This window comes from Nocardia kruczakiae NBRC 101016 (assembly GCF_001612965.1).
GTDB classification, from domain to species: Bacteria; Actinomycetota; Actinomycetes; order Mycobacteriales; family Mycobacteriaceae; genus Nocardia; species Nocardia kruczakiae.
In genome coordinates this window covers 1-26,010 of sequence record NZ_BDBL01000033.1, presented here as the reverse complement: position 1 = coordinate 26,010, position 26,010 = coordinate 1, and the positions used below count along the sequence as shown (strand labels likewise).

The window sequence follows — 26,010 nt, the reverse complement described above, 5'->3', positions numbered from 1 at the left end:
CGGTCGCGCTTCCAGGAGTGGGTGAAGACTGCGGAACATCCACCGTCGGCGGGGCGGTCCAGCGGGGCTTCGGCGAAACGGTGAGCTTCTACACCGCACCCGGGATTGCCCGGATGATGCCGACCCGCGCCCCGCCGCCCAGGACCGGCGGCCCGGCGAGCGCGGTGTGGGCCTCGGTCCACTCGACCCCCATACGCTGGAGAATCGCCTGCGTCAGTGGCATCCGGGCGCGGTCGTGGCCGTCATCGATCTTGTAGGCGAAGGCGCGGCCGTCCGGCAGGGCCCCCGCGTGCACACCGTCCGCCCCGATCTTGCAGACCAGTCCCGGGGTCGCGCGCATGGTCTCGAGATCGGGGGCGTCCGTGCCCGAAATCACTCGGGGGTGGCGGCGAATCGCGTCCGCGACCCGGCGTTCCGGCGATCCGGGGGCCGCGGTGGCGAGACGGGCGTAGGCGCGGGCGAGGTTGATCAGCGAGACCGGGACGATCGGCAAGCCGCAGCCGTCGATGCCGAGGTCGGTCTCGGGTTCGCCGGTGATATCGGCGATCGTCGCCGTGACCGCCTGCTGCAGCGGATGAGCGGGGTCGAGATATCCGGTCGCCGGCCAGCCGTTGATCACACAGGTCGCCAGCATCGCGGCATGTTTGCCCGAGCAGTTCATGTAGATCTTGCGGGGGGCCGAGCGACGATCACGCCCGGCCAGCGCCTCCGCACGGGCCTGTTCGCCCATCGGCAGATCCGGCGGGCACTCCAGGTTGTTCTCGTCGAAGCCGAAGCGTTCCAGCAACCGCCGAACCAGCGCCAGGTGGTCGGGTTCGCCGAAATGCGAGGCGGTGGCGATGGCCAGTTCGGCCTCGTCCACCGGCTCGAAACCGTTGCGCAGCAAGGTGATCGCCTGCATGGGTTTGTTGGTCGACCGCGGGAAGATCGGCAGATGCACCTCACCCAGGGCGAGCGAGGGCTCCCCGTCGGGTTCGACGATCACCACCGACCCGCGGTGCACGCATTCGCGGAAGCCGGAGCGAACCACTTCCACCAGTTCCACACTCATGGCCGGTCTCCTCCCTCCGCGCTGCCGGTAGCCGTCGCACCCGATGCCTCCGCCCGCAGCACCGCCTCGCCCGGCATCGCCGAGTGCGGCGTACCGGTCCCGGTCGCCGCCGGCTTCGACGCCGTCCGGCCCGGTGACGCCGCGATGCCGAGCCCTTCGGAGGACGCGGTGGTCCGCGCCCCGTTGGCGGCCCGCCGCGCATGCCGGGCGATCTGCATGCGCACATCGTCGGAGATCGTCGGCTCGGCGGCGAGCAGGTGTTCCAGCCGGGCCGGATCGTGGCCGGTGAACAGGTCGCGCACCGTGATGCCGTGCTCGGGAATGTGGTCGACGTGCACCCGGTCACCGGCCCCGATCGTGCCCTCGGCCAGCACACGCAGATAGGCGCCGGTATCGGACTGCAGGGTGAAGCGCTTGACCCACTGCTTCTCACCGGACCAGTGCCCGAAGGTCGCGCAGGGCACGCGCGGTGCGCTCACCTCGAGCACCGCCTCGCCGACGCGCCAGCGTTCACCGATCACCGCATCGCTGACCGGCAACCCGGACACTCGCAGATTCTCACCGAACCAGCCGGGGGCCAGTGTGCGGCCCAGTTGCTCGCCCCACTGCCGCGCGTCCTCGTCGGCATAGGCGTAGACGGCCTGATGGACGCCGCCGTGATGTTTCGTATCGCAGACGTGGTCACCGGCCAGGCCCAGTGTGCGGACCGCGACCCGGTCGGGGACCGGGCGTTTGTCGATCGCGGTCCGGCCGACCCGGCTCACCTTCGCGGGCACCTCGAGTTCGGCATGCAGGACGCAGACCGCGAGCACGTGGCCGATCGCGCCGATTTCCCGGGGCGCTGCGGGCGCGCTCACCGGCCGCGCAACTTGTCCACGGCGAGCCGGCCGGCCTGCGGCTCGTCCTCGGACGGGATCGAATCCGGATCGATGGCGGCGGCCATCGGACCGGCCTCCAGCCGGGTGTCGGCGGGGATGGCGCGTTTGATCAGCGCGAGTGCGATCGGCCCCAGTTCGAAATGGTCGATCACCGTGCCGAGCCGGCCGACCGCGCGGCCGCCGGCGGTCACCGCGTCACCGGCCGCGGGCCGGGCATCGGCGGAGCCGTCCAGGTGCAGCAGCACCAGACGCCGCGGCGGCTTACCGAGATTGTGCACGCGGGCGACGGTTTCCTGCCCGCGATAACAGCCCTTGTTCAGATGGACCGCGCCGAATTCGTCCGGGCCGCCGATCCAGTGGGCCTCGTGCGGAATGGTGCGATCGTCGGTGTCGACGCCGATACGCGGGCGCAGTGCGGCCACGCGCAGCGCCTCGAACGCCCACAGTCCGGCCGGTTCGGCGCCGGCCGCGGTCAGCGTCGTCCACAGCTCGCTCAGCCGCTCGCGCGGCACGACCAGGTCGTAGGAGTCCGCGGTGGGCCACGGCATCCGGCGCAGGAATCCGCCGCCGGGCAGGGCGACCGCGCCGTACACCTGCGGCAGGGCGGCGATTCCGAGCGTCTCGGTCAGGTCGCTCACCCGCGGTCCGAGCAGGCTCAGCACGGCGTGCTCGGGTGCGGCCTCGGGTTTCGCGTCGGCCCAGAAAACCATCTTCTGCAGGAAGTCGAGCAGCGCGGGGCCACGGTCGGCTTCGGTATCGATCCACACCGTGCCGTCGAGCTCGGTGAGCACGAAATGGTGCTGGACGCGGCCGTTGAGGTCCAGATCCAGATTCTCGGCGGACCGGCCGTCGCTCAGGTCGGCGATGTGCTGGCTGGAAATCGTGTGCAGCCAGCTCAGCCGTTCGGCGCCGGTGATCCGCGCGACGAAACGGTGGGAACGGTCCACGAGGGCGACACGCTGGGCCGCGGCACGCTGTTCCCCGAACGGATCGCCGTAATGCCAGGCGACCGCGGCATCGGGACTCTCGGGCGGGCCGGGCACGGCCCCTGGGAGACCGAGCAGTGGACTGGGGGCGGCAACCACGGACACGTTTCCACAATAGGCGGTCGCGCCGACCCGCGCCGCGCAGCGGGTTGCCGCAGGTGTGCGGTGAGTATGCCGTGGATATGCCTGCCGCCGCCGGGCTCGCCCGGGCGTTGCCCGACGATTGCGTACCCACGCCTGGAGCGCTCGATTCGCCTAGGCTGCCACGCATGGTGGATCGAGTTCTGGTGACACTCGACGGTACCGTCCGGAATCCGGACGAGCCGTTGCTCTTCGCGGACGACATCGGCGCGTTGCGCGGCGACGGCGTCTTCGAGACGGTGCTGGTGCGTGACGGTAAAGCGAGTGCATTGGAATTACACCTGGCGCGGCTACGCCGCTCGGCCCAGGCGCTGGACCTGCCGGACCCCGATGTCGCCCAGTGGCGCACCGCGGTGGAATCCGCGGTCAAGGAATGGGGGTCCGACCGCGAGGGCGTGCTGCGCATGATCGTGACCCGGGGTCGCGACGGCGCCGAGTCCAGACGGGTCGGTTCGGGCGAACTGTCGGGCCCGGCACCGGATCTCACCGGCTACGTGCTGGTGAGCGCGGTCGCCGAGCGGGTGAGTAAGGCTCGCGCCGAAGGTATTTCGGTGATCACCCTCACGCGTGGCATCTCCACCGAACTCGCGACCACCGCTCCGTGGCTGCTGCTCGGCGCCAAGACGCTCTCCTATGCGACGAATATGGCGGCGCTGCGCTTCGCGGCCCGCCAGAATGCCGACGACGTGATCTTCACCAGCACCGAGCATCGCGTGCTGGAGGGACCGCGCTCGACGGTCGTGATCCAGCGCGACAAGCAGTTGCTCACCCCGCCCGCGCGCGACGGTGTGCTGCCCGGCATCACCCAGCGAGCCCTGTTCGCCGAGGCGGGGAAGGCCGGCTGGGAGTGCAGCTACAAATCGCTGTTCACCGCGGATCTCGTTACCGCCGATAGTGTTTGGCTACTGTCGAGCATCACGCTCGCCGCGCGGGTGGCGTCACTGGACGGCCTGCGGATGTCGGCGCCGGAGTGCGCCGAAGAGATCGCGGATCTCGTGAATCGCGGGATCGAACGGGCCTGGAATATCGCCGACTGGACCTGATTCGACCGGCGGCTCGGGGCGTCGGATCGGAACCCGTTACCGCGCAGCGATAATTGTTGGAATGTCGTGACGTAGGACTCGTTGCCCCACGGCTGTTCCGGCGTAGGCTCTACTACGACATGTCGTAGTACATGTGGATGTCCCGCATGACACAGGAGGCCGCCGGATGGATGTCGTCGACGTCTCACGTTGGCAGTTCGGGATCACAACCGTCTATCACTTCATCTTCGTACCGCTCACCATCGGCCTCGCGCCCCTGGTCGCCGGGATGCAGACCGCATGGGTGATCACGGGCAAGGATCATTGGTACCGGCTGACGAAGTTCTTCGGCAAGTTGTTCATGATCAACTTCGCGCTCGGCGTCGCCACCGGCATCGTGCAGGAGTTCCAGTTCGGAATGAACTGGAGCGAATACTCACGCTTCGTCGGCGACGTCTTCGGCGCCCCGCTGGCCATGGAGGGCCTGGCCGCGTTCTTCCTGGAATCGACCTTCCTGGGCCTGTGGATCTTCGGCTGGTCGCGGCTACCGAAACTGGTCCACCTGGCCACGATCTGGCTGGTCGCGATCGGCGTGAACGCCTCCGCCTACTTCATCATCGCCGCGAACTCGTTCATGCAGCATCCGGTCGGCGCCCGCTACAACCCCGAATCCGGCCGCGCCGAACTGGAGAGCATCGGCGCGCTGCTGACCAACAACACCGCCTTGGCGGCCTTCCCGCACGTGGTCGCGGGCGCGTTCCTCACGGCCGGCACCTTCGTCGCCGGTATCGGCGGCTGGTGGATGGTCCGCAACGCCCGCTCGGGCCATCCGGAGCTGCTCGCCGAGGCCCGGAGCATGTGGCGACCGGCCGCCCGCTGCGGTATGTGGGTGATCGTGATCGCCGGTATCGCGCTGGTGTTCACCGGTGACATCCAAGGCAAGCTGATGTTCAAACAGCAGCCGATGAAGATGGCCTCGGCGGAATCGTTGTGCCACACCGAAACCGATCCGGACTTCTCGGTGCTCACCGTCGGCACGCACAACAACTGCGACAGCGTCACCCACGTGATCGAGGTGCCCGGGGTGTTGCCGTATCTCGCCGAGGGCAAGTTCAGCGACGTCACGCTGCAGGGTGTCAAGGACCTTCAGCTCAGCTACAACGACAAGTACGGCCCAGGCGACTACCGGCCCAACCTGTTCGTCACCTATTGGACCTTCCGCGCCATGATCGGCTGGGCGATCGGCTCGGCGGCCATCGCTGTGCTGGGCTTCTGGATGACCCGGCGCGGACGGGTGCCCGATCAGAACTGGTTCAAATGGCTGAGCCTGATCTGTATCCCCACCCCGTTCCTTGCCAACAGCGCGGGCTGGGTCTTCACCGAAATGGGCCGCCAGCCCTGGGTGGTCGCGCCGAATCCGACCGGGAACCCTGCCATTCGGATGACCGTCCAGCAGGCCGTCTCCGGGCATACCGCCAGCACGGTGCTGACCTCGCTGATCGTCTTCACCGTGCTGTACGGCGCCCTGGCCGTCGTGTGGTTCTTCCTGATGCGGCGCTACGTGATCGAGGGGCCCGAATCACCACCCACCGAGACGGAAACGCCTGCGGTCGAAAAGCTTTCGTTCGCGTACTGAGGAGCCGAGGATGAGTCTGCCCGAATTCTGGTTCTTGCTGATCGGTGTCCTGTTCACCGGCTACTTCGTGCTCGAGGGTTTCGATTTCGGCGTCGGCATACTGATGCCGATCATCGGCCGCGGCGACGAAACGCGAAAACGCGCCGTACTCAACACGATCGGGCCCGTCTGGGACGGCAACGAGGTGTGGCTGATCACCGCCGGCGGTGCGATGTTCGCCGCCTTCCCGGAGTGGTACGCCAGCCTGTTCTCCGGCTTCTATCTGGCGCTGCTGCTGATTCTGGTGGCGTTGATCGTGCGCGCGGTGGCGATCGAATGGCGGGGCAAGATCCACGATCCGCGCTGGTACAGGTGGTGTGACGCCGCGATCGTCTTCGGCTCCTGGGTGCCCGCACTGGCGTGGGGGCTGGCCTTCGCGAATATCGTGCACGGGGTACAGCTCAACGCGCACAAGCAGATCGAGGGCGGTCTGCTCGGCCTGATCAACCCCTACGGCCTGCTCGGCGCCCTGACGCTGCTGCTGTTGTTCATCCTGCACGGCGCGGTCTTCATCGCCTTGAAGACCGGTGGCGAGATTCGCGAGAGCGCCGAACGGATCGCCCGGGTTGTCTGGTTGCCGGCCACCGTGGTCGCCGGCGCCTTCGCGCTGTGGACGCAGTCGGCCCACGGCCAGGGCTGGACGTGGATTCCGTTGGGCGTGGCGGTGTTCGGCCTGCTGCTCGCGGGCGGCGCGGTGCTGCGGCACCGTGACGGCTGGGCGTTCACCGGCACCGCCGTCACCGTGATCGCCGCGATCGTGCTGCTGTTCGGTGCGCTGTTCCCGTACGTGCTGCCGTCCACCATCGACGCCGCCTACGGGCTCACCGTCGACGGCCGGATGGTCGACGGGCATCCCACCGTCAGTGCCTCGTCCACGCACTACACGCTGGTCGTGATGAGCTGGGTCGCGGTGGTGCTGACCCCGGTCGTGCTGATCTACCAGGGCTGGACGTACTGGGTGTTCCGCAAGCGCATCACCGTCGAGCAGATCCCCGCGCCCATCGGCCTGTCGATGCGCAGCGGCGCGCGGTAGGTCCCGATGGCCCGACCCGTCGATCCCCGGCTGTGGCGCCACGCCCGCTCGGCCCGCCGCTACCTGATCATCAGCGTGGGACTGTCGCTGGTGATCACGGCGGGCATCGTGGTCGCGGCGCTGATGCTGGCCCGGATCGCGGCGGGCGTCATCACCGATCCCGGCCGGCGCACGGTCGGTGCGTGGACGACCGAACTGGCGGTCCTGGCGGCGGCGGTCGCGGTGCGGACGCTGGCGAGCTGGTGGCAGTCGCGGCTGGCGCATCGGGCCGGCGCGCAGGTGGTCGCGGAATTGGAGAATTCCGTGCTGGCCGCAGGAGCCGCTCTGCCGCCGCGCGACATGGAAAGCCGGCGTACCGAACTCGCGGTGGTGGTCGGCGACGGACTGGGCGGTCTGCGCGCCTATCTCACCGGCTATCTGCCGGCGCTGCTGCTCGCGGTGCTGGTACCGCCCATCGTGCTGACCGTGATCGCCGTGCACGACTTCACCGCGGCGACCATCATCCTGGTGACGCTGCCGCTGATCCCGATCTTCATGATCCTGATCGGGCTGATGACCCAGGGCCGTGCCGCCGACGCCCTGGCCGCCACCACCCGGCTGTCGGACCAGATGCTCGACCTGTTCGCCGGGATGCCGACGCTGCGGGCGCTCGGCCGGGAAACCGATGCGGCCGAAGGCGGTTCGCCGACCATGCGGCATCGGGTCCGCGAGCTGGGCGAGGCGCTGCACAAGCGGACCATGGCCACCCTGCGGATGGCGTTCCTGTCGTCGATGGTGCTGGAAATGCTGGCCACCCTGTGCGTGGCGCTGGTCGCCGTGTCGATCGGCATGCGGCTGGTCTTCGGGCATATGGGGTTGTACGCGGGCCTGCTGGGCCTGATTCTCGCGCCGGAGGTCTATCTGCCGCTGCGTGCGGTGGGGGAAAGATTCCATGCCGCGCAGGACGGAATGGCTGCTGCCGAACGGGCTTTCGCGGTATTGGACCCGGACGGCTCGGTGGCGGTCCCCGCGCCCAGCGGACCTGCGCGAGCAGACGCCCCCACCGCTCGGCGATCCGGCGAGCCGCCCGCGGCGCGAGTGCCGGTGACGGTCGAACCGGGGACCGGAGATATCGAGCTGTGTGATGTGTGGGTGCGTGCGCGGGACGGGTACGCACCCGCCGGATTGTCGGGGATGCTGCGTCCGGGGGCGGTGACCGCTCTGGCCGGCCGCAACGGAAGCGGGAAATCGACTGCGCTGCAAGTGATATCGGCTGTGATGTCACCGGACCGGGGTGCGGTTCTGGTGGGCGGGCGCCCGGTCGGCGAGTTCGATCCGGACGCCTGGTGGTCGCATATCGCCTGGTTGCCGCAACGCCCGGTGCTGCTGCCCGGCACCTTGCGCGAGAACCTCGAACTCTTCGGCGCCCGAGCCCGCGACGCCGGGTGTGGTGAGGGCGGCGACGCTGCCCGCCGTGCCGAAGCCGTCGACAGAGCCTGCGCGGCAACGGGTTTCGACGCCGTCCTCGCCGAACTTCCGGACGGCTGGGACACCGTGGTGGGCCCCGGCGGCCTCGGCCTGTCCCTCGGCCAGCGCCAACGCCTGGCATTGGTGCGCGTGCTGGCCGCCGACCGCCCGATTCTGCTGTTCGACGAGCCCACCGCCCATCTCGACGAGCGCAGCGAAGCCACCGTTCTCGCCGCCCTCACCGAACGGGCCCGCGCGGGTGCGACGGTCGTCGTGGTAGCGCACCGTCCGACGGTGCTCGCCATCGCCGATCACATCATCGAGGTCCACGCGCGGACGGAGTCGGACCCTGCGGAATTTCATGGCGCGCAACGGGAGTCGGCCGAGCTCGATCGTGGTCGGGCGCAGCCACCGATCGACGGGTCCGGCGGTTCTCGGGCGAGCGACGACGTCGGAGATGCGCACGCATCGGGCACGCCCGTTGCGCCGATCGGAGCCGGCCGGACGAGGACGGGGGAGTGGACGCCGTGAAATCCCTGTGGGCCGAACTGCGAGAGCTGCGGCGGGTTTCGGAGATCTCTCCGTGGCGCGTGGTCGTATCGATCTGCTGGGGGACGATCGCGCTGGGCAGTGGACTCGCGCTGGCGGCGCTGGCGGCCTGGCTGATCGCCCGGGCGTGGCAGATGCCGCCGGTGCTGGACCTCAGCGTCGCCGTGGTCGCGGTGCGGGCGCTGGGAATCTCCCGCGGGCTGTTCCGCTACATCGAGCGGCTGGCAACCCACGACGTGGCACTGCGCGCGATGACCACCGCCCGTACGTCGGTGTACGCGGCCCTCGCCCGCGCCGATTTCTGGACGCTGCGACGCGACAGCCGGTCCGAGAGCGATCTCACCGGTTCGACGGAACGCGTCGCCGACGGCGCTCCTGGTTCGTCGTCCACGCTGCCGCGTGAGGGCGGGGGCGACTCGCGCGATGGCGGCCGAGCCGAGCAGCCGCAACGTCGGCCCACCGGCCTGTCACCTGAGGGAGAAGTCGGTCGTCCGGGTAGCGATGCCGGACGTGGGACCGGTCTGCTGCGCCGGGGCGATCTGCTCACCCGGATCGGCGCGGATGTCGATGACCTGGGCGCCGTGGTCGTGCGGGCGGTGGTTCCGATCGCGGCGGCGATCCTGCTCTCGCTCGCCGCCGTCGCCCTGCTCGCCACCATTTCCGTGCCTGCCGGTGTGATCCTCGCGGTCGCGCTGCTGGTCTCCGGCGGGTTCGCGCCCTGGCTGTCCGCGCGGGCGGCGCGCGACGCCGAACTGGCCGTGCAATCCGATCGTGCCGAGTTCCGGGCCGCGGCCGTCACCGTGCTCGATCACGCCGCCGAGCTACGGGTCGCCGGCCGGCTCGACGCGGCGATGACGGCAGCCACGACCGCCTCGGCACGCGCGGTACGCGCCGAGGACCGGGCGGCCGCACGCAGCGCCTGGGCCGCCGCGGCGACTCCACTGTCCGTCGGAGCCAGTGTGCTCGGCGCGTTGCTCATCGGAATCATGTTGTACGGCAACGGCTTCGGCGCGCCGGCCGAGCCGCTGCAACCCGCGCCGGCCGGCGGCATCACCCCGATGGCCTTCGCGATACTGGTGCTGCTGCCGCTGTCGGCATTCGAGGCCGTGGCGGTGCTGCCCGCCGCGGCGCAAGCCCTCACCAAGGGCCGCGCCGCCCTGCGCCGCATTCGTGCCCTCGACCCGGCCGAGCCGGCGCGGGCTGTCGCCACCGATGACAATGCCTCGGCGCCGGCCGATTACGCGTCCGGTGACCTGGGTGCCCGCCTGATTCGCGCGCTGCCCGACCTTCCGCCGGGCCGCCGGATCGCGGTGGTCGGCCCGAGCGGGGCGGGTAAGACGACGCTGCTGATGAGCTGGGCCGGACTGTTCGACACACCGCGCCCCGGCCGGACCTTCTTCGCCGAGGACGCCCACGTCTTCGGCACGTCCGTCCTGGAGAATCTCCGGGTGGCCCGCGGCGACGTGACCGATGCGGAGGCCGAAAACGCCCTGCGCGCGGTCGGTTCCGGTCCGTGGCTCGACGCCCTGCCGGAGGGTGTGGACACGGATCTGGTCGGCGGCGCGGCCGCACTCTCGGGCGGGCAGCGCCGCCGTCTGCTGCTGGCGCGCGCACTCGTCGCCCCCGCCGACACCCTGCTGCTCGACGAACCCACCGAACATATGGAGGCGGCGGCGGGCGCCGAACTGCTGCGCGCACTGCTCGACGAAACCAGCGGTCTCGTCGACCCGGACCGCACGGTGGTCGTCGTCACCCACCAGCTGCCCCCCGACCACCGCGCCGACACCGTGGTCACGGTCGCACCCGGCGGCGAGATATCGATCACTCGCCGCGTCCCCGCCTGACCCGGCGAACGCCCAGGTCGGCGCCGGAATTCGGCTCTGCGAAAAATCCGTTGCAGCCCCGCGTCCACGGCCGGTAGTTTCGTCTGTACACGGGAAAGGAGGTGGTTCGAAGAATGAATATTCAGAGGACGCGTGAGGTGGCTGCCGGTTGAGCGCCACAGCCGCGGTCCCCGTACCGCGGCCCGCTGCAGTGGATTCGGTCCCCGCGCGAGCGCTGAACTAATCCAAGGCAGTCACCCGGCCCCCGAGCCCCCGGTTTGTCCGACCGGGACCGCGAGAGACGCATCTCCGCGGTAAGGCTCGGGGGCCGTACCCGTTTCCGCCTCGTCCCGTATTCGGGTTTGGGCTCGGCTCAGCCGATGTAGCGCTGGAGGCGGGCGGAGAGGCGCGGCTTCAGCGCGCCGTCGGCTTCCACTCGTTCCTCGACGTAGCCGAGGTCGCCACCTTCGACGATGCCGTACAGGCGTTTGGCGCCGCCGACCACCGCGCCGGACTGGCTGCGGATGACGACATCGGTGGCCAGTTCCCAGGACGACTGGGTGAGGGCCTGCCCGTAGAAGAGTTCGACGATGCCGGAGCTATGGGTCAGCAGGAGTTCGATGACCTCGTCGTCGCCGTCGATGCCGACCCGCCAGAAGCCGCTTTCGCGCAGATCGGGGCCGGAGTAGTTGCCTTCGGCGTCGATGACCCAGGAACGGGAATCCCAGGCCAGATAGTCGCCACCGTCGTGGGAGACGATGATCTGCTGCCCGAAGTGGTAGTCGCCGCCGCGCTCGGGATCGTTGCCCTCGCCTTCACCGCGCCAGACGCCCACCAGGGGCAGCAACGCGAGCATGGAGGCGCTCAGATCGGGACCCAGCCGCAGATTCGCGGTGTCCTCGGGCAGCGGCAGACCCGGCAGCTGCGGGATGTTACGGCCGCCGGTGGATTTGGCGCGCTCGGCAGCGTCGGCTACCGCCTCGTCGCCACTGCGGCGAGCCGCGTCATCGGGACTGCGGCGAGCCGCGTCATCGGGCTCGCGGCCCTCGGCGTGCGCCTGTGAGGCGTGACCGTTGGTCGCTGCGTTTTCGACGTTCTCGCTCGCCGAATCGGTCACGACTCGGTGAAGAGCCGGTAGAGGACGTACAGCCCGAACCAGGCGATCAGCACGGAGCAGATGACCAGCAGAATCTCGAAGGTTAAGACCACATATCGGAGTTTAACGACCCGCTCGGCGAAGACGAAAACGGCCCCGGGAAAACGAATCCCGGGGCCGTTCGCGTGCGATGAGCGCAGTTTTCCGGCGCCTGCCGGCGACGCTCCGCGTCGTGTTACTTGGCGACGCTCACGTCGACGTTGTGGACGCCCGCCCCTTCGGGGCTGACCTTGGCCGAGCCGTTACCGGCCGACGACAGGGCCCGGATGGTCCAGGTGCCGGGCGCGGCGAAGAAGCGGAAATCACCGGTGCCGGAGGCCACGACCTCGGCGGTGAACTCGTCGCTCGAGTCCAGCAGGCGGACGAAGGCGCCGCCTACCGGGTTACCGTCCGCATCGAGGACGCGTCCGGTGAGGACGGTCTCCTTCTCGGTGTCGACGTTGGCCGGAAGGGCCTGACCCTGGGTAGGTGCTGCACACATATCTATTTACGCTCCCAACTCGATCGGTGCACCGACGAGGGAGCCGTATTCGGTCCAGCTCCCGTCGTAGTTCTTGACGTTCTTGTGGCCCAGCAGCTCCTGCAGCACGAACCAGGTGTGCGACGAGCGCTCACCGATGCGGCAGTAGGCGATGGTCTCCTTCTCGCCGTCGAGGCCCGCTTCCTTGTAGATGGAAGCCAGTTCCTCGTCGGACTTGAAGGTGCCGTCCTCGTTCGCGGCCTTGCTCCACGGCACGTTGATGGCGCCGGGGATGTGGCCGGGACGCTGGCTCTGCTCCTGCGGCAGGTGCGCGGGAGCGAGAATCTTGCCGGAGAACTCGTCGGGCGAACGCACGTCGACGAGGTTCTTGACGCCGATGGCCTGGATGGCGTCGTCGCGGAAGGCGCGGATCGACAGGTCCTGCTCGGAGGCCTTGTAGGTGGTCGCCGGACGGGTCACCGCATCGGTCGACAGCGGGCGGGCGTCGAGCTCCCACTTCTTGCGGCCGCCGTCGAGCAGCTTGACGTTCTGGTGGCCGTACAGCTTGAAGTACCAGTACGCGTAGGCCGCGAACCAGTTGTTGTTGCCACCGTAGAGAACGACGGTGTCGTCGTTGCCGATACCGCGGGCCGACAGCAGATCCGAGAACTGCTCCCGGTTGACGAAGTCACGCCGAACCGGATCCTGCAGATCCTTCTTCCAGTCGAGCTTGACGGCACCTTCGATGTGGCCCGTGTCGTAGGCGGAGGTGTCCTCGTCGACCTCGACGATCACGACGCCGGGGGTGTTGAGGTTCTCTTCGACCCAGTCTGCGGAGACCAGGACATCGGAGCGAGCCATGTTGTTCCTTTCGATGTGACTTGCCGGGGTATGTGGAGAGATGAACGGTGGATTGTGGGGCCGGTCAGTTCGTCGAGTTGCTCGAAGCGACCGGGGTTCGCGAGGTGAACCGCTGGGTGAGCGGATAGATCTTGCAGCCCAGGCAGATTCCGAACGCCGCGTTGAGGAACGCCGCGAACAGTGCGAAGGCGGTGAAGATCGCGCCCACCACGCCGGATCCGGCCGCGAAGCCGGCGAAGCCGACGATCGCGAAGACGAAGCCGACCAGCTGCGCGAACCGCAGCGGCGGCACCGGCTCGGTCTCGGTCGCCGGGCCGACGCGCGGCGCGACGAAGGTGGCGAACAACCACCCGTAGGGGCTGCGCCGCGGACCGTACAGCGCGCCGAGGGCGAAGACGATCGCCTGCAGAGCGATCAGCACCGCCGCGGCGGCCGTGGAGAAGGCGGAGACGATCAGGACCAGCACGAGGACACCGGTGGTGATCCACGCCGCGAACCGCGGTCCGCGGACGTCCACCTGACCGGTGGGTGAGTTGGTGTTCTGAGGCACGGGGGCTCCTGCGCTGAAGGAAGGCTTATCTGGCTTATCCGGTTGCGGGTTATCCGTCAGATAGGTCGGATCACCGGGGGATCGACGAGATCTCACACGCGGTGGGAAAACCGGTCGGCGGCAGGGATACGAAAGGCCGACCGGCTACATGCACAGGCAGCAACAACCGCCGAGGCGGCACAGATCGACTGTGCGGCGTCGGGTGAGCATCAGCTCTCGGCGGGTTTGCACGCCAAGCAGTTTACCCGGTTTCGGGAGGGAATTGGACCCGGGGTACGAAACTCGACCTGGCGCCGGGCGCGGGGACGGCTCCCACGCCGCGCGCAACGATGCTCGGAAAACCCTCGTGAGCAGGAGGTTCAGGCCGCCTCGGGAACCGTCAGCGGCGCAAGGGCACTACGCAGATCGGTGGCCTTGGGCACACCGGAGATCCGGAACCGTTCACGCCCGTCGGCATCGAAGACGAAGGTGGTGGGCAGCGACAGCACGTTGAGTTCGCGCGCGAGTTCGGCCTCGGCGTCGATATCGATCTCGACGTCGCGGGGTGGCCGCACGGTATCGGCCAGATCGGCGACCACGCCGGCCACGACCCGCCGGACCGCGGCGCAGGGGCCGCACCATTCGGCGGAGAAGTGCAGAACGGCCGGCACCGCCTCGGTGACACCGACGGCGCTGAGCAGTTCGGTGCGCGAACCCGCGATCTCGGTGGTCGCGGCCGTCCGCACGCGGCCCTCGCGGTAGCGCAGGGCGATACCCGCGGCCACCCCGGCCAGCAGGACGACGGCCAGAATCGTGAGTTCAATCATGGTCGGGCAAACCTGTCCATATCAATGCGAATATTCTCCCCTTCCCCCTCTACCACGATATTGCCGCCGATGGCCTGCACCTTCTTCGGGGGCACCCCGAACGGCAGATCCTTGGTGTCGATGGTGCGGGTGAAGCGGGCCAGGACCGCGGCCTTGTCCAGGTCGGGACCCAGTTCGGCGGCGGTGGTCGTCGGGGCGTTGCTGTCGACGCCGCCGTGATAGAGGTCGGTGGCGACCAGTTTGATCTGATCGCCGTCGAGGAACAGATCGGCCTTCACGCTGACCCGATCGGTACTGCGGGTCTCGGGTCCGAGCTGGATGGTGCCGGTGAGCACCAGCGCGCCCTGGGTGGTCATGCCGGAGCCACCGGAACCACCGGTGCCGTCGGATTTGTCGGCCGGGCGGGTGACCACCTCGAGGTCCGGAATGTTGAACAGCCGTCCCAGTTCGACCGGTTCGATTCGCATCCGGCCGGCCACCTGGTCGACCATCACCGAGCGCATGTCGTTGTCCACCAGATCGTGCATCGACAGGTGGACGCCGTTCAGCGTGGCTTCGACCAGGATTTCGCCGGGAATGTCGGGGCGGTTCGCGCGCGCCCGGATCTCGAGGTTGCGGTAGTCGCCGCGCGCGGTCTGGGCCAGGAACGGGAATCCGTGAATGGTCACTTCGGGATCGGCGCTGAGTTCACCGCCGGCCCGCAGCGACCGCGAAACCCGGTACTCCGAGTAGGCCGCCGCAGTGAAATCGACCACTACGGCGATCGCGACCACCAGCAGCAGCCCGACGATCAGTTTTCTCATCCACATGCTCCGAGTTCAGGCCGTCCGGGCGCGCGGTACGCAGCGGTCGCGCGCGGAGGGGTGCCAGGCGTGGGTGTCCCGAGGAGAGGCTACCCGGTACGAAGATATCTGCCCGGACGGCGCGGGGCGCGCGGGTGTGGTCCCGGCGGTGGACATCACCGCTGGTCCCCGTGCGAGTGCGGAATACATGATCGGGGCCCCGCACGCGCTAATGTAGGCACGAATTACCTGTGCCGACGCGCATGGATTCGCGAATGACGTCGAGGTTGCCCGCGGACATGCCAGATTGGGAGGAGAGCCGGTGGAGCTGCTCCTGCTGACCTCCGATCCGAACCCGGAAGCCGTGCTGCCGTCGCTGGCGCTGCTGCCGCACAATGTGCGGCCCGCGCCCACCGAGGTGGCGTCGCTGCTCGAGGCGGGAACCGCGGATGTGGCTCTGGTCGACGCCCGCACCGATCTGGCCGCCGCGCGCGGACTGTGCAGACTGCTCGGCAGCACCGGTTCCTCGGTGCCGGTGGTGGCGGTGCTGACCGAGGGAGGTCTGGTCGCGGTCAACGCCGATTGGGGGCTGGACGACATTCTGCTGCCGGGAACCGGCCCCGCGGAACTGGACGCCCGGTTGCGCCTGCTGGTCGCCCGCAACGGCGGTGCGGCCAGTCCGGAGAACACCGGCAAGATCACGCTCGGCGAGCTGGTCATCGACGAGGGCACCTATACCGCGCGGTTGCGCGGCCGCCCGCTCGACCTGACCTACAAGGAATTCGAGCTGCTGAAATATCTCGCGCAGCACGCCGGCCGGGTCTTCACCCGCGCGCAGTTGCTGCAGGAGGTCTGGGGCTACGACTTCTTCGGCGGCACCCGCACGGTCGACGTGCACGTGCGGCGGTTGCGAGCCAAACTCGGCAGCGAATACGAGTCGCTGATCGGCACCGTCCGCAACGTCGGTTACAAGGCGGTCCGGCCGGCGCGCTCGGCCAACAACAAGGGCGGTGAGCAGGCGGCCGGCATACCGGACGAGGGCGACGACGGCGCCGACGACAATCAGTTGACCCAGGTCAACGGCAGTCCTTCCTGAGGCCGGTGGGATCACCGCGACGCCGCTGCCGGCGGACGTGAACGGATGAGCGAGGGATGGGTGTGAGCGTGCAGGTGCCGGACTGGACCACCGAATTGGCCCCAGCGACCGCGGCGAAGATCGTGGACCTGGTGGAACGCGCGGGTGCCGCCGACGCAGTCGCGCCGATCTCCGAACAGGCGGTGCTCTCGGTGACCGCATCCGGGCGGGCCGATGTCGATACCGATACCGATGCGCCGGTCGGGCGGACGCGGCACCTCGCCGTCGAGCGCGACGGGGAACTCGTCGCGTACGCGAATCTCGTTCCCGCGCACGGTGATCACCCGGCGATGGCCGAGGCCGTCGTGGATCCGCGGGTGCGCGGACGCGGGATCGGCGCGACGCTCGTCGCCGCGGCCCTCGACGCGGGTGGCCCGGGTGCGCGGATCTGGGCACACGGCAATCTGGCGCCGGCGCGGGCGGTCGCGGGGCGGCTCGGACTGACCGTCGCGCGGGAGCTGTGGCAGATGCGACGGGCCCTGACCCAGGCTCCGGACGGCGATCGGGCAACCGTCGAGCTACCGGAATTGGAGGTGTCCGCCGACATCCTGTTGCGCACCTATGCCGGGCCCGCCGACGATGCGGAGATTCTGCGGGTCAACAACGCCGCCTTCGACTGGCATCCCGAACAGGGTGGCTGGGCCGAGGCCGAGATCGCGGTCCGGCGGGCGGCGCCCTGGTTCGACCCGAAGGGGCTGTTCATCGCCGCCGATCCCGCGGATCCCTCGCATATCCTGGGCTTTCACTGGACCAAGGTGCACGACCCGGACGAAACCTCGGACACGGTCGGTGAGGTGTATGTAGTGGCCATCGACCCGGCCGCTCAGGGCCGCGGTCTGGGGCGCGTGCTCACCCTCGCGGGTCTGCACTATCTGCGTGATCGGGGTCTCGGCGCGGTGATCCTCTACACCGAGGCCGACAACACCGCGGCCGTGCACACCTACACTCGTCTCGGGTTCGAGACGGCCCACATCGACGCCGCCTACACCGCCCGGTGATTCGCCCACAGTAACGCTGCGGCAAATCTCACAGGTTCGAACCGCAATGGCGCCGGGTTGTTCACTCTGCGTTCACTTGCCCAGGTCCCGCTGTCAACCGGACGAATCTACTTTGATCGTGGGCGGCATTCGCTGCTCGGTGCGCAAGTTCTCTGCGAACGGCCACCCACTGGACTCGTCCGGTCGTTGAGGGATCGGACGCGTACGAAGCGTTTCCCGGAGGAACAGGTGAATTTCAAGCGCAGCGGCGCTCTCCTCGGCGTGCTGGCAGCAGCCGGCACTCTGACACTGACTGCCTGTGGTAGCGACGACAACTCGGCCGCGACCGGTAACACCACCAAGGTCGATGTGGCCTGTGGTGGCAAGAAGGCTCTGAAGGCCAGCGGATCCTCCGCTCAGAAGAACGCGATGGACCGCTTCATCGCCGCCTACGAGCAGAACTGCGACGGCGCGAAGCTGGACTACACCTCCAGTGGCTCCGGCGCCGGCGTGAACGAGTTCGTCGGTGGCCAGACCGATTTCGGTGGTTCGGACTCGGCTCTGGACCCGAAGAAGGACGAGCCCAAGAAGGCCGCCGACCGCTGTGGCGCACCGGCCTGGAACCTGCCGACGGTCTTCGGTCCGATCGCCGTCACCTACAACCTCGACGGTGTCACCAACCTGACCCTCGACGGCCCGACCGCGGCGAAGATCTTCAACGGCACCATCACCAAGTGGGACGACCCGGCGATCAAGGGCCTGAACCAGGGCGTGAACCTGCCGTCGGACCAGATCCATGTGATCTTCCGCAGTGACGAGTCGGGCACCACCGACAACTTCCAGCGCTACCTGGACGCCGCCTCCGACGGCGCGTGGGGCAAGGGTGCGGGCAAGGCGTTCGCCGGCGGTATCGGTGAGGGCGCGAAGGGCAACGAGGGCACCTCCGCCGCCATCAAGAGCACCAAGGGCTCCATCACGTACAACGAGTGGTCCTTCGCGCGGTCGCAGAACCTGTCCACCGCGCAGATCATCACCGATGCGGCCGTGAAGCCGGTGGCGCTCAACACGGAGTCGGCCGGTAAGGCCATCGCCTCCGCGAAGATCGTCGGCGAGGGCAACGACCTGATCATCGACACCAAGTCGTTCTACAAGCCGACCGATCCGGGCGCCTACCCGATCATGCTGGCCACCTACGAGATCGTGTGCTCGAAGTACGCCGACGCCGACACCGGCAAGGCCGTCAAGGCGTTCCTGACCTCGGCGATCACCAACGGTCAGAACGGCCTCGAGGACTCCGGCTACGTGCCGATCCCGGATGCGTTCAAGACCAAGCTGACCACCGCGATCAACGCCATCTCCTGATTGCGAAACCCATGACCGTCCACGACGAAGTCACCGCCGCGGGCCAGTCGGATTCGACCGGCCCGCGGACGGGCAATGAAGTCCCGCCGGGAGATACTTCCTCCATGCCGAGTGAGTCGAGCAATAAGCCGGCCGGTCGCAACGCCGGCGGCCACAGCCGCCGGGGGGAGACCGTTTTCCGTTCCCTGGCCACGGCCGCCGGGGCGACGATCGTCGCGGCGATCGCGCTCATCGCGCTGTTTCTGCTGATTCGCGCGGTGCCGTCGGTGGCGGCGAACAAGGCGAACTTCTTCACCAGCGCCGAGTTCAACGTCACCAATGCCGACAACATGCACTTCGGCATTCGCGACCTGTTCATGGTCACGGTGCTGAGTTCGCTGCTGGCACTGCTGATCGCCGTGCCGCTCGGTGTCGGTATCGCGTTGTTCCTGACGCAGTACGCGCCGAAGGTGTTGTCGCGTCCGTTCGCGATGCTGGTCGATCTGCTCGCGGCGGTGCCTTCGATCGTGTTCGGTCTGTGGGGTTTCCTGGTGCTGGCCCAGAAGCTGGCGCCCTTCGAGCAATTCCTGAACGACAAATTGGGCTGGTTCTTCCTGTTCAAGGAAGGCAACGTCTCCATCAGCGGTGGTGGCACGATCTTCACCGCCGGTGTCGTGCTCGCGGTGATGATCCTGCCGATCATCACCTCGGTCAGCCGCGAGGTCTTCCACCTGACTCCCCGTGCGCACATCGAGGCCGCGCAGGCCCTGGGTGCCACCAAATGGGAGGTGGTGCGGATGACCGTGCTGCCGTACGGCCGCAGCGGTGTGATCGCCGGTTCCATGCTGGGCCTCGGCCGCGCGCTCGGTGAAACCATCGCGGTGCTGATCGTGCTGCGTACCGCCGCGACACCCGGCCACTGGTCGCTGTTCGACGGCGGTTACACCTTCGCCTCCAAGATCGCCTCGGCCGCTTCGGAATTCAGCCAGGCGCTGCCTACCGGCGCCTACATCGCGGCGGGCTTCGTCCTGTTCGCGCTGACCTTCATCGTCAATGCCCTGGCTCGGATCGCCGCCGGCGGGAAGGTGAACGGGTGATGACCACCACCTTGGACAAGCCGATCAAGGCGCCCACGTTCCGCCACGTGAGCCTGGGCCGCAAGGTCCGCAACAATATCGCCACCTCGGTCATGTGGCTGTGCTTCGGCATCGCGCTGGTGCCGCTGGGCTGGGTGCTGATCCTGGTGCTCAACAAGGGTTTCCACGCGGTCGTCAGCAGCGGCTGGTGGTCCAAATCGCAGAAGGGCGTGCTGCCCGACCAGTTCGCGGGCGGTGTGTACCACGCGATCTACGGAACGATCGTGCAATCGGCGGTCGCCGCGGTGATCGCGGTGCCGCTGGGCATCATGGCCGCGGTCTACCTGGTCGAATACGGTCGCGGCTGGCTGGCGAAGACGACCACCTTCATGGTCGACATCCTCGCCGGTGTGCCCTCGATCGTGGCGGCGCTGTTCGTCTTCGCGCTGTGGATCGCCACCTTCGGTTTCCCGCAGTCGGCCTTCGCGGTGTCGCTGGCTCTGGTGCTGCTGATGTTGCCCGTGGTGGTGCGCAGTACCGAGGAAATGCTCAAACTCGTGCCGGACGAATTGCGCGAGGCCTCGTACGCGCTGGGCATTCCGAAATGGAAGACGATCCTGCGGATCGTCGTGCCGACCGCGCTGCCCGGCATGATCAGCGGTATGTTGCTCGCGGTCGCCCGCGTCATGGGCGAAACCGCGCCGGTGCTGGTCCTCGTCGGCTATTCGAAGTCGATCAACACCAACATCTTCAACGGAAATATGGCGTCGCTGCCACTGATGATCTACCAGGAACTGGCCAACCCGGAAGCGGCCGGCCGGATGCGAGTGTGGGGCGCGTCGCTGACGCTGATCCTGATCATCGCCCTGCTGTACATCGGCGCGGCCGTGGTCAACAAACTGCTCACGCGGAATCGATAGAAGCGAACGGAATACGACAATGGCCAAGCGGATCGACGTCAAAGATCTCAACATCTACTACGGCAAATTCCACGCCGTATCCGATGTGTCGCTGACCGTATTGCCGCGCAGCGTCACCGCTTTCATCGGTCCGTCCGGTTGCGGTAAGTCGACGGTGCTGCGTTCGCTCAACCGCATGCACGAGGTGACGCCGAATGCTCGCGTCGAGGGCGCGGTGCTGCTCGACGGTGAGGACATCTACGGCTCCGCGGTCGACCCGGTCGGCGTGCGGCGCACCATCGGCATGGTGTTCCAGCGGCCGAACCCGTTCCCCACCATGTCGATTCGCGACAACGTGGTGGCCGGGTTGAAGCTGCAGGGGGTGCGCAACCGCAAGGAACTCGACGAGGTCGCCGAGCGCTCGCTGCGCGGCGCCAACCTCTGGAACGAGGTGAAGGATCGCCTCGACAAGCCGGGCGGTGGCCTGTCCGGCGGTCAGCAGCAGCGTCTGTGCATCGCCCGCGCGATCGCGGTCTCGCCCGACGTGCTGCTGATGGACGAGCCGTGTTCGGCGCTGGACCCCATCTCCACGCTCGCGATCGAGGATCTGATCTCCGAGCTGAAGAAGGAGTACACGATCGTCATCGTCACCCACAACATGCAGCAGGCCGCGCGGGTGAGTGACCAGACCGCGTTCTTCAACCTGGAGGCCCAGGGCAAGCCCGGCAAGCTCATCGAAATCGACGAGACCGAGCGGATCTTCTCCAACCCCACGCAGAAGGCGACCGAGGACTACATCTCCGGCCGCTTCGGGTGATGTAGGGCCTCGCCCGCCGCTCCGAGCCAACCCCGTCCCCGGTGGGACGGGGTTTCTCTTGTCGCACGCACGAACCTAGCTATGGCGTGCATCACAGTGATCCCCGAGTTGTGTGCTCGCTCATCTCCTACCGTAGTCGGTTGTCTGACACTCTCGGTAACAGTTATCTTCCTCCTGAACTAAACCGATCGTTATAGTCAGGAGGCGGGATGACGGTGTCAACGGCGAGACCAGTAGCCCAGCAGGGGATTCCGATCGCGACGCGGATGCGGATCTTCGCATTGATCGCGATCTGTCTGGCCGAACTGCTGGTCGTACTGGACAACACGCTGGTCAATGTGGCTCTGCCCTCGATGGCGGTGCAGTTGCAGGCCCGGATGAGCGGACTGCAGTGGATCGTGGACGCGTTCACCCTGGCGTTCGCCGGACTGCTGCTGCCGCTCGGCCACCTGGGCGACCGCTACGGCCGCCGCCGACTGATGATCATCGGCCTGGCGGGCGTGGCCGTCATGTCGGCCGCCGGTGCGATGTCCTCCGGCCTCGGCCAGGTGATCGCCGCGCGCGCCGGCATGGGCGTCTTCGCCGCCGCGGTCTTCCCGGCGACGCTGGCGTTGATCATCAACCTGTTCCCGGAGGCGCGTGCCCGGGCCGCGGCCATCGCGTTGTGGACCGCCATGGCCGGTGTCGCGGTGGCGATCGGACCGGTGACCGGCGGGTGGTTGCTCGAATACTTCAGCTGGCACGCCGTGTTCTGGATCAATGTGCCGATCGCGGCGATCACGATCGCGGCGGTGCTCGTCGTCGTCCCGGAATCGCGGGCCGGGCACAGCGGCCGGCTCGATGTGCTCGGCATCGGCCTCTCGCTGGTGGCGGTCACGACGCTGGTGTGGACGATCATCGAGGCGCCGAAGCACGGCTGGCTGTCCGGGCGCAGCGTCGGCGGTTGTGCGCTCTCGCTGATTCTGCTTGCGCTGTATGTGATCTGGGAGTTGCGGGTCGAATCACCGGTGCTGAACATGCGGCTGTTCCGGATCCGGCGCTTCTCGATTCCGGCCCTGGCGATCACCGTCTCGTATTTCTGCGCCTTCGGATTCCTGTTCCTGATCACCCAGTACTTCCAGGGGGTGAAGGAGTTCAGCGCCCTCGAATTCGGTATCCACTCCTTGCCTTTCGCGGCAGCGGTGGGTTTGGGCGCGCCCCTGGCGACCCTGGCCGCGCAGCGCATCGGCACCACCGCCACCGTGGTGTGCGGTCTGCTCCTGCTGGCCGCCGGGATGTTCTTCGCGGGCCGGGTGACCGTCGAAACTCCCTATCTGGGAACGGTTCTGGTCTCGATGGTGCTGATGGGCATCGGCTTCGGCGTCGTGCAGGGGCCGGCCACGGAATCCATCATGGGTGCGGTGCCGATCGAGGAGGCGGGCGCCGGGTCGGCGGTCAACGACACCACCCGCGAGGTGGGCGGCACCCTCGGCGTCGCCGTCCTCGGCTCGATCATGACCTCCGTCTACACCGGTCGGGTCGGCGCCCGCATCGACGCGATCCCGGACGCGATCATGAATCCGACCCAGAAGAGCCTGGCCCGAGACACTCCGATCAGCGTGCTGGAGATCGTCAAGACACCGATCAGCCCGTTCTTCGCCGGCGCGAAAGCCGATCTGGTACATGCCATGAAGGTGGCCGCCCTCGCCGGCTCGACGGCCGCATCCTGGGCGGCGGTCGGCGCCCTGCTGGTCTGCGCGGCGCTCGTCGCGGCGCTGTTGCCCTGGAAACCTCAGCGCGGCGCGTCGCTACTGCTGGGCCGAACCACGGAGGACACCCGGGCTGACGCCGAAACCGTCAGCAGCACATGACACCTCGCTGCCCGTCCGCGTGCCGGACGGGCAGCGGCCTCCGCCCGGGCGGGCGAACGGCACTTGCTCAGATCTTCTCGCTCGCGGCGTCCGGGTCCGGCGGCAGCACACCGGTCACGAGGAAGACGACCCGGCGGCCGATCTCGACCGCATGGTCGGCGAAGCGTTCGTAGTAGCGGCCCAGCAGCGTGACATCGACGGCGGCGGCCACGCCGTACTTCCATTCCCGGTCCATCAGCAGCGAGAACAGGTGGCGATGCAGATCGTCCATCGCCTCGTCGTCCTCGTTGAGTTGCGCGGCGCGCTCCGGATCGCGCGTCTCCAGGACCTCCTTGGCGGCGGCGCCCATATTCACCGCGATGCGGCCCATCTCGGCGAAGTAGCCGTTCACCGATTCCGGGAGCGCGTGGTTCGGGTGCCGGCGGCGGGCCACCTTGGCCACATGCAGCGCCAGCACACCCATCCGATTCACATCGGAGACGATCTGGATGGCGCTCACCACCTGCCGCAGGTCGCCGGCCACGGGCGCCTGCAGCGCCAGCAGCGCGAACGCCTTCTCCTCGGCCTGCGCGATCATCTCGGCGATCCGGTCGTACTCGGTGATCACCTGTTCGGCCAGCGAGATGTCGGCCTGCAGCAGCGACTGGGTCGCCCGCTCCATGGCCGAACCGGCCAGTCCGGCCATCTCACCCAGAAGATCGGCGAGTTCGGCCATTTGTTCGTTGTAGATGACACGCATGAAACCAAAGACTAGTTCCCGGCTCTGACCAAGTCACGAACGGTGGGTGAATCGTCGGTGCCAGGCAGACGTGCGCTGTCGTCGCAGGTGAGCGCGGCTCACTTGCAGAGGTCGTCGCCCGCGTTGACGTGCTCGAGGTCGGAGGGGAGTGTGACCGGCGTCGCGGCGGCATCGGTGGCTCCGGCCGGGGCGGGCACCGGCGACCCGAACGCGGTCGGTGTGCCGACGGTGCCGGAGAAGTCCGCGCCGAGGGCCACCTCCACGATGCTGCCCAGATTCGATGCCACGGCCAGTTTCGCGCCCGGCAACGCCGAGGCCACCGTCGCGGCCTCGGCCTCGTGACCAGCCGAATAGCGGACCGTGGTGTTGTCGATCGTCCCGCCGGAGTAGTTGCCGACGTTGTAGATCTGGAAGCCGTCGGCCGCGAACCTGGTCGCCGCGGTACTCGCCACGCCGGTCACTCCGGAACCGTTGGAGACCTGCACCGACACCGTGTTCGGGTCCACTGCGGTCAGCTGCGGCGGGGCCGGAACCGGAGCGGCCTTGGAGGGCTCCGGTGCCTTCTTCTCGCCCGGCAGCGGCTGGTCGTCGATGATCGCCTGGAAGATCGCCTTGATATCCGATTCGCGGGGAATCTCGTTGCCGTAGGAGGTGGTGCCCGCGGTCGGCACCGTCAGGAACGTGATCGCGCCCGCACTCACCTTCTGCAATGAGCGGCCCAGCATCAGCAGATCCTTGGTGTTGACGTTGTCCATGAAGGCATGGCTGCTGAACGCGCTGATGAAGCCGTTGAGTTTGCCGATGTCGAAGAGCACCTTCGAGGACAGCGCACTGCGCAGCAGTGAGGACAGGAACAGCTGCTGGCGGTGGATGCGGTCGTAGTCGCTGCGCTCCTCGCCCTGGACGTGGCGGGCGCGGACGTAGTCCAGCGCGGTCGGGCCGTTGAGGATCTGGCGGCCCGGATTCGGCAGCACCGTGCCGAGCTCCTCGTCGACCAGCGGGCGGTTGGTGCACACCTCGACACCGCCGATGGTGTCGACCATCGACTGGAAACCGCTGAAGTCGATGCCGACGAAGTGGCTGATCTTCAGGCCGGACAGCCGCTGAATCACCTTGGTCAGGCATTTCGGCCCGCCCAGGGCGTAGGTGGCGTTGAGCTTGTCGCCGATCGCGGAGGGGAATTTCGCGTCGGTGTATTTGGCCTTGTCGTTGTCCCAGCCCTCGCATTCGGGGCGGCTGACGTCGAGGTCGCGGGGGTAGGAGACGGCCACGACGCGCGAGCGGTTCGCCGGAATGTGCACCAGCATCACGGTGTCGGACCGGGCGCCCTCGGCGTCGTCGGTGGTGCCGGCGCCGAGCGAGCTGTCCACGCCGGCGCGGGTGTCGGTGCCGACGATGAGGAAGTTCTCGTCACCGGTCTGGCCGCCGGGATCGATGATGTCGGCGGAATTCTCGTCCAGCGCCGACACCTGGGTGAACCCGTTGTCGGTGGCGCGCAGGTAGTTCCAGCCGACACCGGTCAGCAACAGCGCCAGAACCGCGCACATCGACGTGGTCACCCGGGCCGCGAGCCGGGTACGCCGGCGCCTGCGCTGCCGGCTCGCCGCCAGCCGCGACAACGGCGGCTTGCCGACCGTCTCGGGGCCCGCCGAAGCCGTTGCCTCCGTGCCGGATTCGTCGTCGGGTACGGGCAACTGGTCGGTCACCTCGTCGGCGACGGGCGCCTTGGCGGTGGCAGGTCGATCGGCCGGACTCTCGGCAGCGGGGGCACGGTAGACGGCGGTCTGCTGGGCATCGGCGGAAACCGGTGCGGCACTGCGCGTTGCGGCGGAATCCGGTCGCTGAGCCTGCGGCTTCGACGCTGCGCGGGGATCGGATGCGCCCGCTGCGCGGCGCGGGTCCGCGGCCGTACCCGGCGGAACCGGAGCGGCCGACGGGCGTGTGCCCACCGCGGGTT

The 26,010-nt window shown here is 68.2% G+C and carries 22 protein-coding genes and 1 pseudogene; 12 read left to right on the top strand and 11 right to left on the bottom strand.

Features of this window, described 5'->3' with window-relative positions; genetic code table 11:
- Positions 1-88: 88 nt before the first annotated feature.
- The 3 genes and pseudogenes from NK1_RS23135 to ygfZ all read right to left on the bottom strand — a co-directional run bounded on the left by NK1_RS23135 (position 89) and on the right by ygfZ (position 3,020).
- Positions 89-1,051 (bottom strand): asparaginase, encoded by a 963-nt coding sequence (locus NK1_RS23135; RefSeq protein WP_063011849.1) that lies wholly within the window; start codon positions 1,049-1,051, stop codon positions 89-91.
- A gap of 188 nt (positions 1,052-1,239) precedes the next feature.
- Positions 1,240-1,881: pseudogene (locus NK1_RS23130) on the bottom strand (MOSC domain-containing protein); the annotation flags it as partial.
- A 23-nt stretch (positions 1,882-1,904) separates the two neighbouring features.
- Positions 1,905-3,020: a CAF17-like 4Fe-4S cluster assembly/insertion protein YgfZ gene (gene ygfZ / locus NK1_RS23125; RefSeq protein WP_063011847.1), complete on the bottom strand. Its 1,116-nt coding sequence runs from the start codon at positions 3,018-3,020 to the stop codon at positions 1,905-1,907.
- A 164-nt stretch (positions 3,021-3,184) separates the two neighbouring features.
- Between ygfZ and NK1_RS23120 the strand changes: the two genes are divergently transcribed.
- From NK1_RS23120 to cydC, 5 genes are all read left to right on the top strand, one after another.
- Entirely contained in the window at positions 3,185-4,099 is a 915-nt protein-coding gene (locus tag NK1_RS23120; RefSeq protein ID WP_063011845.1) for an aminodeoxychorismate lyase, read from the top strand.
- Between the two features lie 166 nt (positions 4,100-4,265).
- Positions 4,266-5,714 carry a cytochrome ubiquinol oxidase subunit I gene (locus tag NK1_RS23115; RefSeq protein WP_063011843.1) on the top strand — a complete coding sequence of 483 codons (1,449 nt, stop codon included), beginning with the start codon at positions 4,266-4,268 and terminating at the stop codon, positions 5,712-5,714.
- A 10-nt stretch (positions 5,715-5,724) separates the two neighbouring features.
- The gene (cydB, locus tag NK1_RS23110; protein WP_063011841.1) at positions 5,725-6,786 is read left to right on the top strand and encodes a cytochrome d ubiquinol oxidase subunit II; all 1,062 of its coding nucleotides are present in this window, start codon (positions 5,725-5,727) and stop codon (positions 6,784-6,786) included.
- 6 nt (positions 6,787-6,792) lie between these two features.
- Positions 6,793-8,763 carry a thiol reductant ABC exporter subunit CydD gene (cydD, locus tag NK1_RS23105; protein ID WP_063906091.1) on the top strand — a complete coding sequence of 657 codons (1,971 nt, stop codon included), beginning with the start codon at positions 6,793-6,795 and terminating at the stop codon, positions 8,761-8,763.
- The gene (gene cydC, locus NK1_RS23100; RefSeq protein ID WP_157104399.1) at positions 8,760-10,625 is read left to right on the top strand and encodes a thiol reductant ABC exporter subunit CydC; all 1,866 of its coding nucleotides are present in this window, start codon (positions 8,760-8,762) and stop codon (positions 10,623-10,625) included. The genes cydD and cydC overlap by 4 nt, the downstream gene beginning before the upstream one ends.
- Before the next feature lie 352 nt (positions 10,626-10,977).
- On the opposite strand, the gene NK1_RS23095 is transcribed toward cydC, so the two are convergent.
- The 6 genes from NK1_RS23095 to NK1_RS23070 form a co-directional block, all read right to left on the bottom strand.
- On the bottom strand, positions 10,978-11,721 hold the full coding sequence (locus NK1_RS23095; RefSeq protein ID WP_063011839.1) for a heme-binding beta-barrel domain-containing protein: 744 nt from the start codon (positions 11,719-11,721) through the stop codon (positions 10,978-10,980).
- Between the two features lie 214 nt (positions 11,722-11,935).
- Positions 11,936-12,241, bottom strand: coding sequence for a DUF1416 domain-containing protein (locus NK1_RS23090; protein WP_036497793.1), 306 nt, complete (start codon positions 12,239-12,241; stop codon positions 11,936-11,938).
- A gap of 6 nt (positions 12,242-12,247) precedes the next feature.
- Entirely contained in the window at positions 12,248-13,081 is an 834-nt protein-coding gene (locus NK1_RS23085) for a sulfurtransferase (protein WP_036497794.1), read from the bottom strand.
- Positions 13,082-13,145: 64 nt separating this feature from the next.
- Entirely contained in the window at positions 13,146-13,631 is a 486-nt protein-coding gene (locus tag NK1_RS23080) for a DUF4395 domain-containing protein (protein ID WP_063011837.1), read from the bottom strand.
- A gap of 359 nt (positions 13,632-13,990) precedes the next feature.
- Positions 13,991-14,437 carry a thioredoxin family protein gene (locus NK1_RS23075; protein WP_063011835.1) on the bottom strand — a complete coding sequence of 149 codons (447 nt, stop codon included), beginning with the start codon at positions 14,435-14,437 and terminating at the stop codon, positions 13,991-13,993.
- Positions 14,434-15,240, bottom strand: a complete 807-nt coding sequence (locus tag NK1_RS23070) for an LmeA family phospholipid-binding protein (protein WP_039776089.1) — start codon at positions 15,238-15,240, stop codon at positions 14,434-14,436. The genes NK1_RS23075 and NK1_RS23070 overlap by 4 nt, the downstream gene beginning before the upstream one ends.
- 301 nt (positions 15,241-15,541) lie before the next feature.
- On the opposite strand from NK1_RS23070, the gene NK1_RS23060 reads away from it, so the two are divergent.
- The 7 genes from NK1_RS23060 to NK1_RS23030 all read left to right on the top strand — a co-directional run bounded on the left by NK1_RS23060 (position 15,542) and on the right by NK1_RS23030 (position 23,314).
- A complete protein-coding gene (locus tag NK1_RS23060; protein ID WP_036497800.1) occupies positions 15,542-16,315 on the top strand; it encodes a winged helix-turn-helix transcriptional regulator in 774 nt (257 codons plus the stop codon).
- A gap of 56 nt (positions 16,316-16,371) precedes the next feature.
- Positions 16,372-17,352 carry a mycothiol synthase gene (gene mshD / locus NK1_RS23055; RefSeq protein ID WP_063011831.1) on the top strand — a complete coding sequence of 327 codons (981 nt, stop codon included), beginning with the start codon at positions 16,372-16,374 and terminating at the stop codon, positions 17,350-17,352.
- Positions 17,353-17,580: 228 nt separating this feature from the next.
- On the top strand, positions 17,581-18,693 hold the full coding sequence (gene pstS / locus NK1_RS23050) for a phosphate ABC transporter substrate-binding protein PstS (RefSeq protein ID WP_063011829.1): 1,113 nt from the start codon (positions 17,581-17,583) through the stop codon (positions 18,691-18,693).
- Between the two features lie 104 nt (positions 18,694-18,797).
- Positions 18,798-19,769, top strand: a complete 972-nt coding sequence (pstC, locus tag NK1_RS23045; RefSeq protein ID WP_063011937.1) for a phosphate ABC transporter permease subunit PstC — start codon at positions 18,798-18,800, stop codon at positions 19,767-19,769.
- Complete coding sequence (gene pstA, locus NK1_RS23040) at positions 19,769-20,668, top strand: phosphate ABC transporter permease PstA (RefSeq protein WP_063011827.1); 900 nt, start codon at positions 19,769-19,771, stop codon at positions 20,666-20,668. Before pstC ends, pstA begins: the two co-directional genes overlap by 1 nt.
- 19 nt (positions 20,669-20,687) lie before the next feature.
- Positions 20,688-21,464 carry a phosphate ABC transporter ATP-binding protein PstB gene (gene pstB, locus NK1_RS23035; RefSeq protein ID WP_036497807.1) on the top strand — a complete coding sequence of 259 codons (777 nt, stop codon included), beginning with the start codon at positions 20,688-20,690 and terminating at the stop codon, positions 21,462-21,464.
- Positions 21,465-21,673: 209 nt separating this feature from the next.
- Positions 21,674-23,314 carry a DHA2 family efflux MFS transporter permease subunit gene (locus NK1_RS23030; RefSeq protein WP_063011824.1) on the top strand — a complete coding sequence of 547 codons (1,641 nt, stop codon included), beginning with the start codon at positions 21,674-21,676 and terminating at the stop codon, positions 23,312-23,314.
- A 67-nt stretch (positions 23,315-23,381) separates the two neighbouring features.
- Here the strand turns inward: NK1_RS23030 and phoU are convergent, their stop codons facing one another.
- Together phoU and NK1_RS23020 are read right to left on the bottom strand one after the other, a co-directional pair.
- On the bottom strand, positions 23,382-24,053 hold the full coding sequence (phoU, locus tag NK1_RS23025) for a phosphate signaling complex protein PhoU (protein WP_063011822.1): 672 nt from the start codon (positions 24,051-24,053) through the stop codon (positions 23,382-23,384).
- 98 nt (positions 24,054-24,151) lie between these two features.
- Positions 24,152-26,010: LCP family protein (locus NK1_RS23020; RefSeq protein WP_063011820.1), on the bottom strand; the 1,859-nt coding region annotated here is incomplete at its 5' end.

What these genes read in the sequence shown, in the direction of transcription:
- NK1_RS23120 (WP_063011845.1), top strand. Translation starts at nt 3,185, where the DNA reads ATGGTGGATCGAGTTCTGGTGACACTCGACGGTACCGTCCGGAATCCG.
- NK1_RS23090 (WP_036497793.1), bottom strand. Translation starts at nt 12,241, where the DNA reads ATGTGTGCAGCACCTACCCAGGGTCAGGCCCTTCCGGCCAACGTCGAC.
- NK1_RS23030 (WP_063011824.1), top strand. Translation starts at nt 21,674, where the DNA reads ATGACGGTGTCAACGGCGAGACCAGTAGCCCAGCAGGGGATTCCGATC.
- NK1_RS23075 (WP_063011835.1), bottom strand. Translation starts at nt 14,437, where the DNA reads ATGATTGAACTCACGATTCTGGCCGTCGTCCTGCTGGCCGGGGTGGCC.
- NK1_RS23070 (WP_039776089.1), bottom strand. Translation starts at nt 15,240, where the DNA reads ATGAGAAAACTGATCGTCGGGCTGCTGCTGGTGGTCGCGATCGCCGTA.
- cydD (WP_063906091.1), top strand. Translation starts at nt 6,793, where the DNA reads ATGGCCCGACCCGTCGATCCCCGGCTGTGGCGCCACGCCCGCTCGGCC.
- pstB (WP_036497807.1), top strand. Translation starts at nt 20,688, where the DNA reads ATGGCCAAGCGGATCGACGTCAAAGATCTCAACATCTACTACGGCAAA.
- pstA (WP_063011827.1), top strand. Translation starts at nt 19,769, where the DNA reads ATGACCACCACCTTGGACAAGCCGATCAAGGCGCCCACGTTCCGCCAC.
- NK1_RS23135 (WP_063011849.1), bottom strand. Translation starts at nt 1,051, where the DNA reads ATGAGTGTGGAACTGGTGGAAGTGGTTCGCTCCGGCTTCCGCGAATGC.
- NK1_RS23115 (WP_063011843.1), top strand. Translation starts at nt 4,266, where the DNA reads ATGGATGTCGTCGACGTCTCACGTTGGCAGTTCGGGATCACAACCGTC.
- pstC (WP_063011937.1), top strand. Translation starts at nt 18,798, where the DNA reads ATGCCGAGTGAGTCGAGCAATAAGCCGGCCGGTCGCAACGCCGGCGGC.
- NK1_RS23085 (WP_036497794.1), bottom strand. Translation starts at nt 13,081, where the DNA reads ATGGCTCGCTCCGATGTCCTGGTCTCCGCAGACTGGGTCGAAGAGAAC.
- phoU (WP_063011822.1), bottom strand. Translation starts at nt 24,053, where the DNA reads ATGCGTGTCATCTACAACGAACAAATGGCCGAACTCGCCGATCTTCTG.
- mshD (WP_063011831.1), top strand. Translation starts at nt 16,372, where the DNA reads ATGGGTGTGAGCGTGCAGGTGCCGGACTGGACCACCGAATTGGCCCCA.
- cydB (WP_063011841.1), top strand. Translation starts at nt 5,725, where the DNA reads ATGAGTCTGCCCGAATTCTGGTTCTTGCTGATCGGTGTCCTGTTCACC.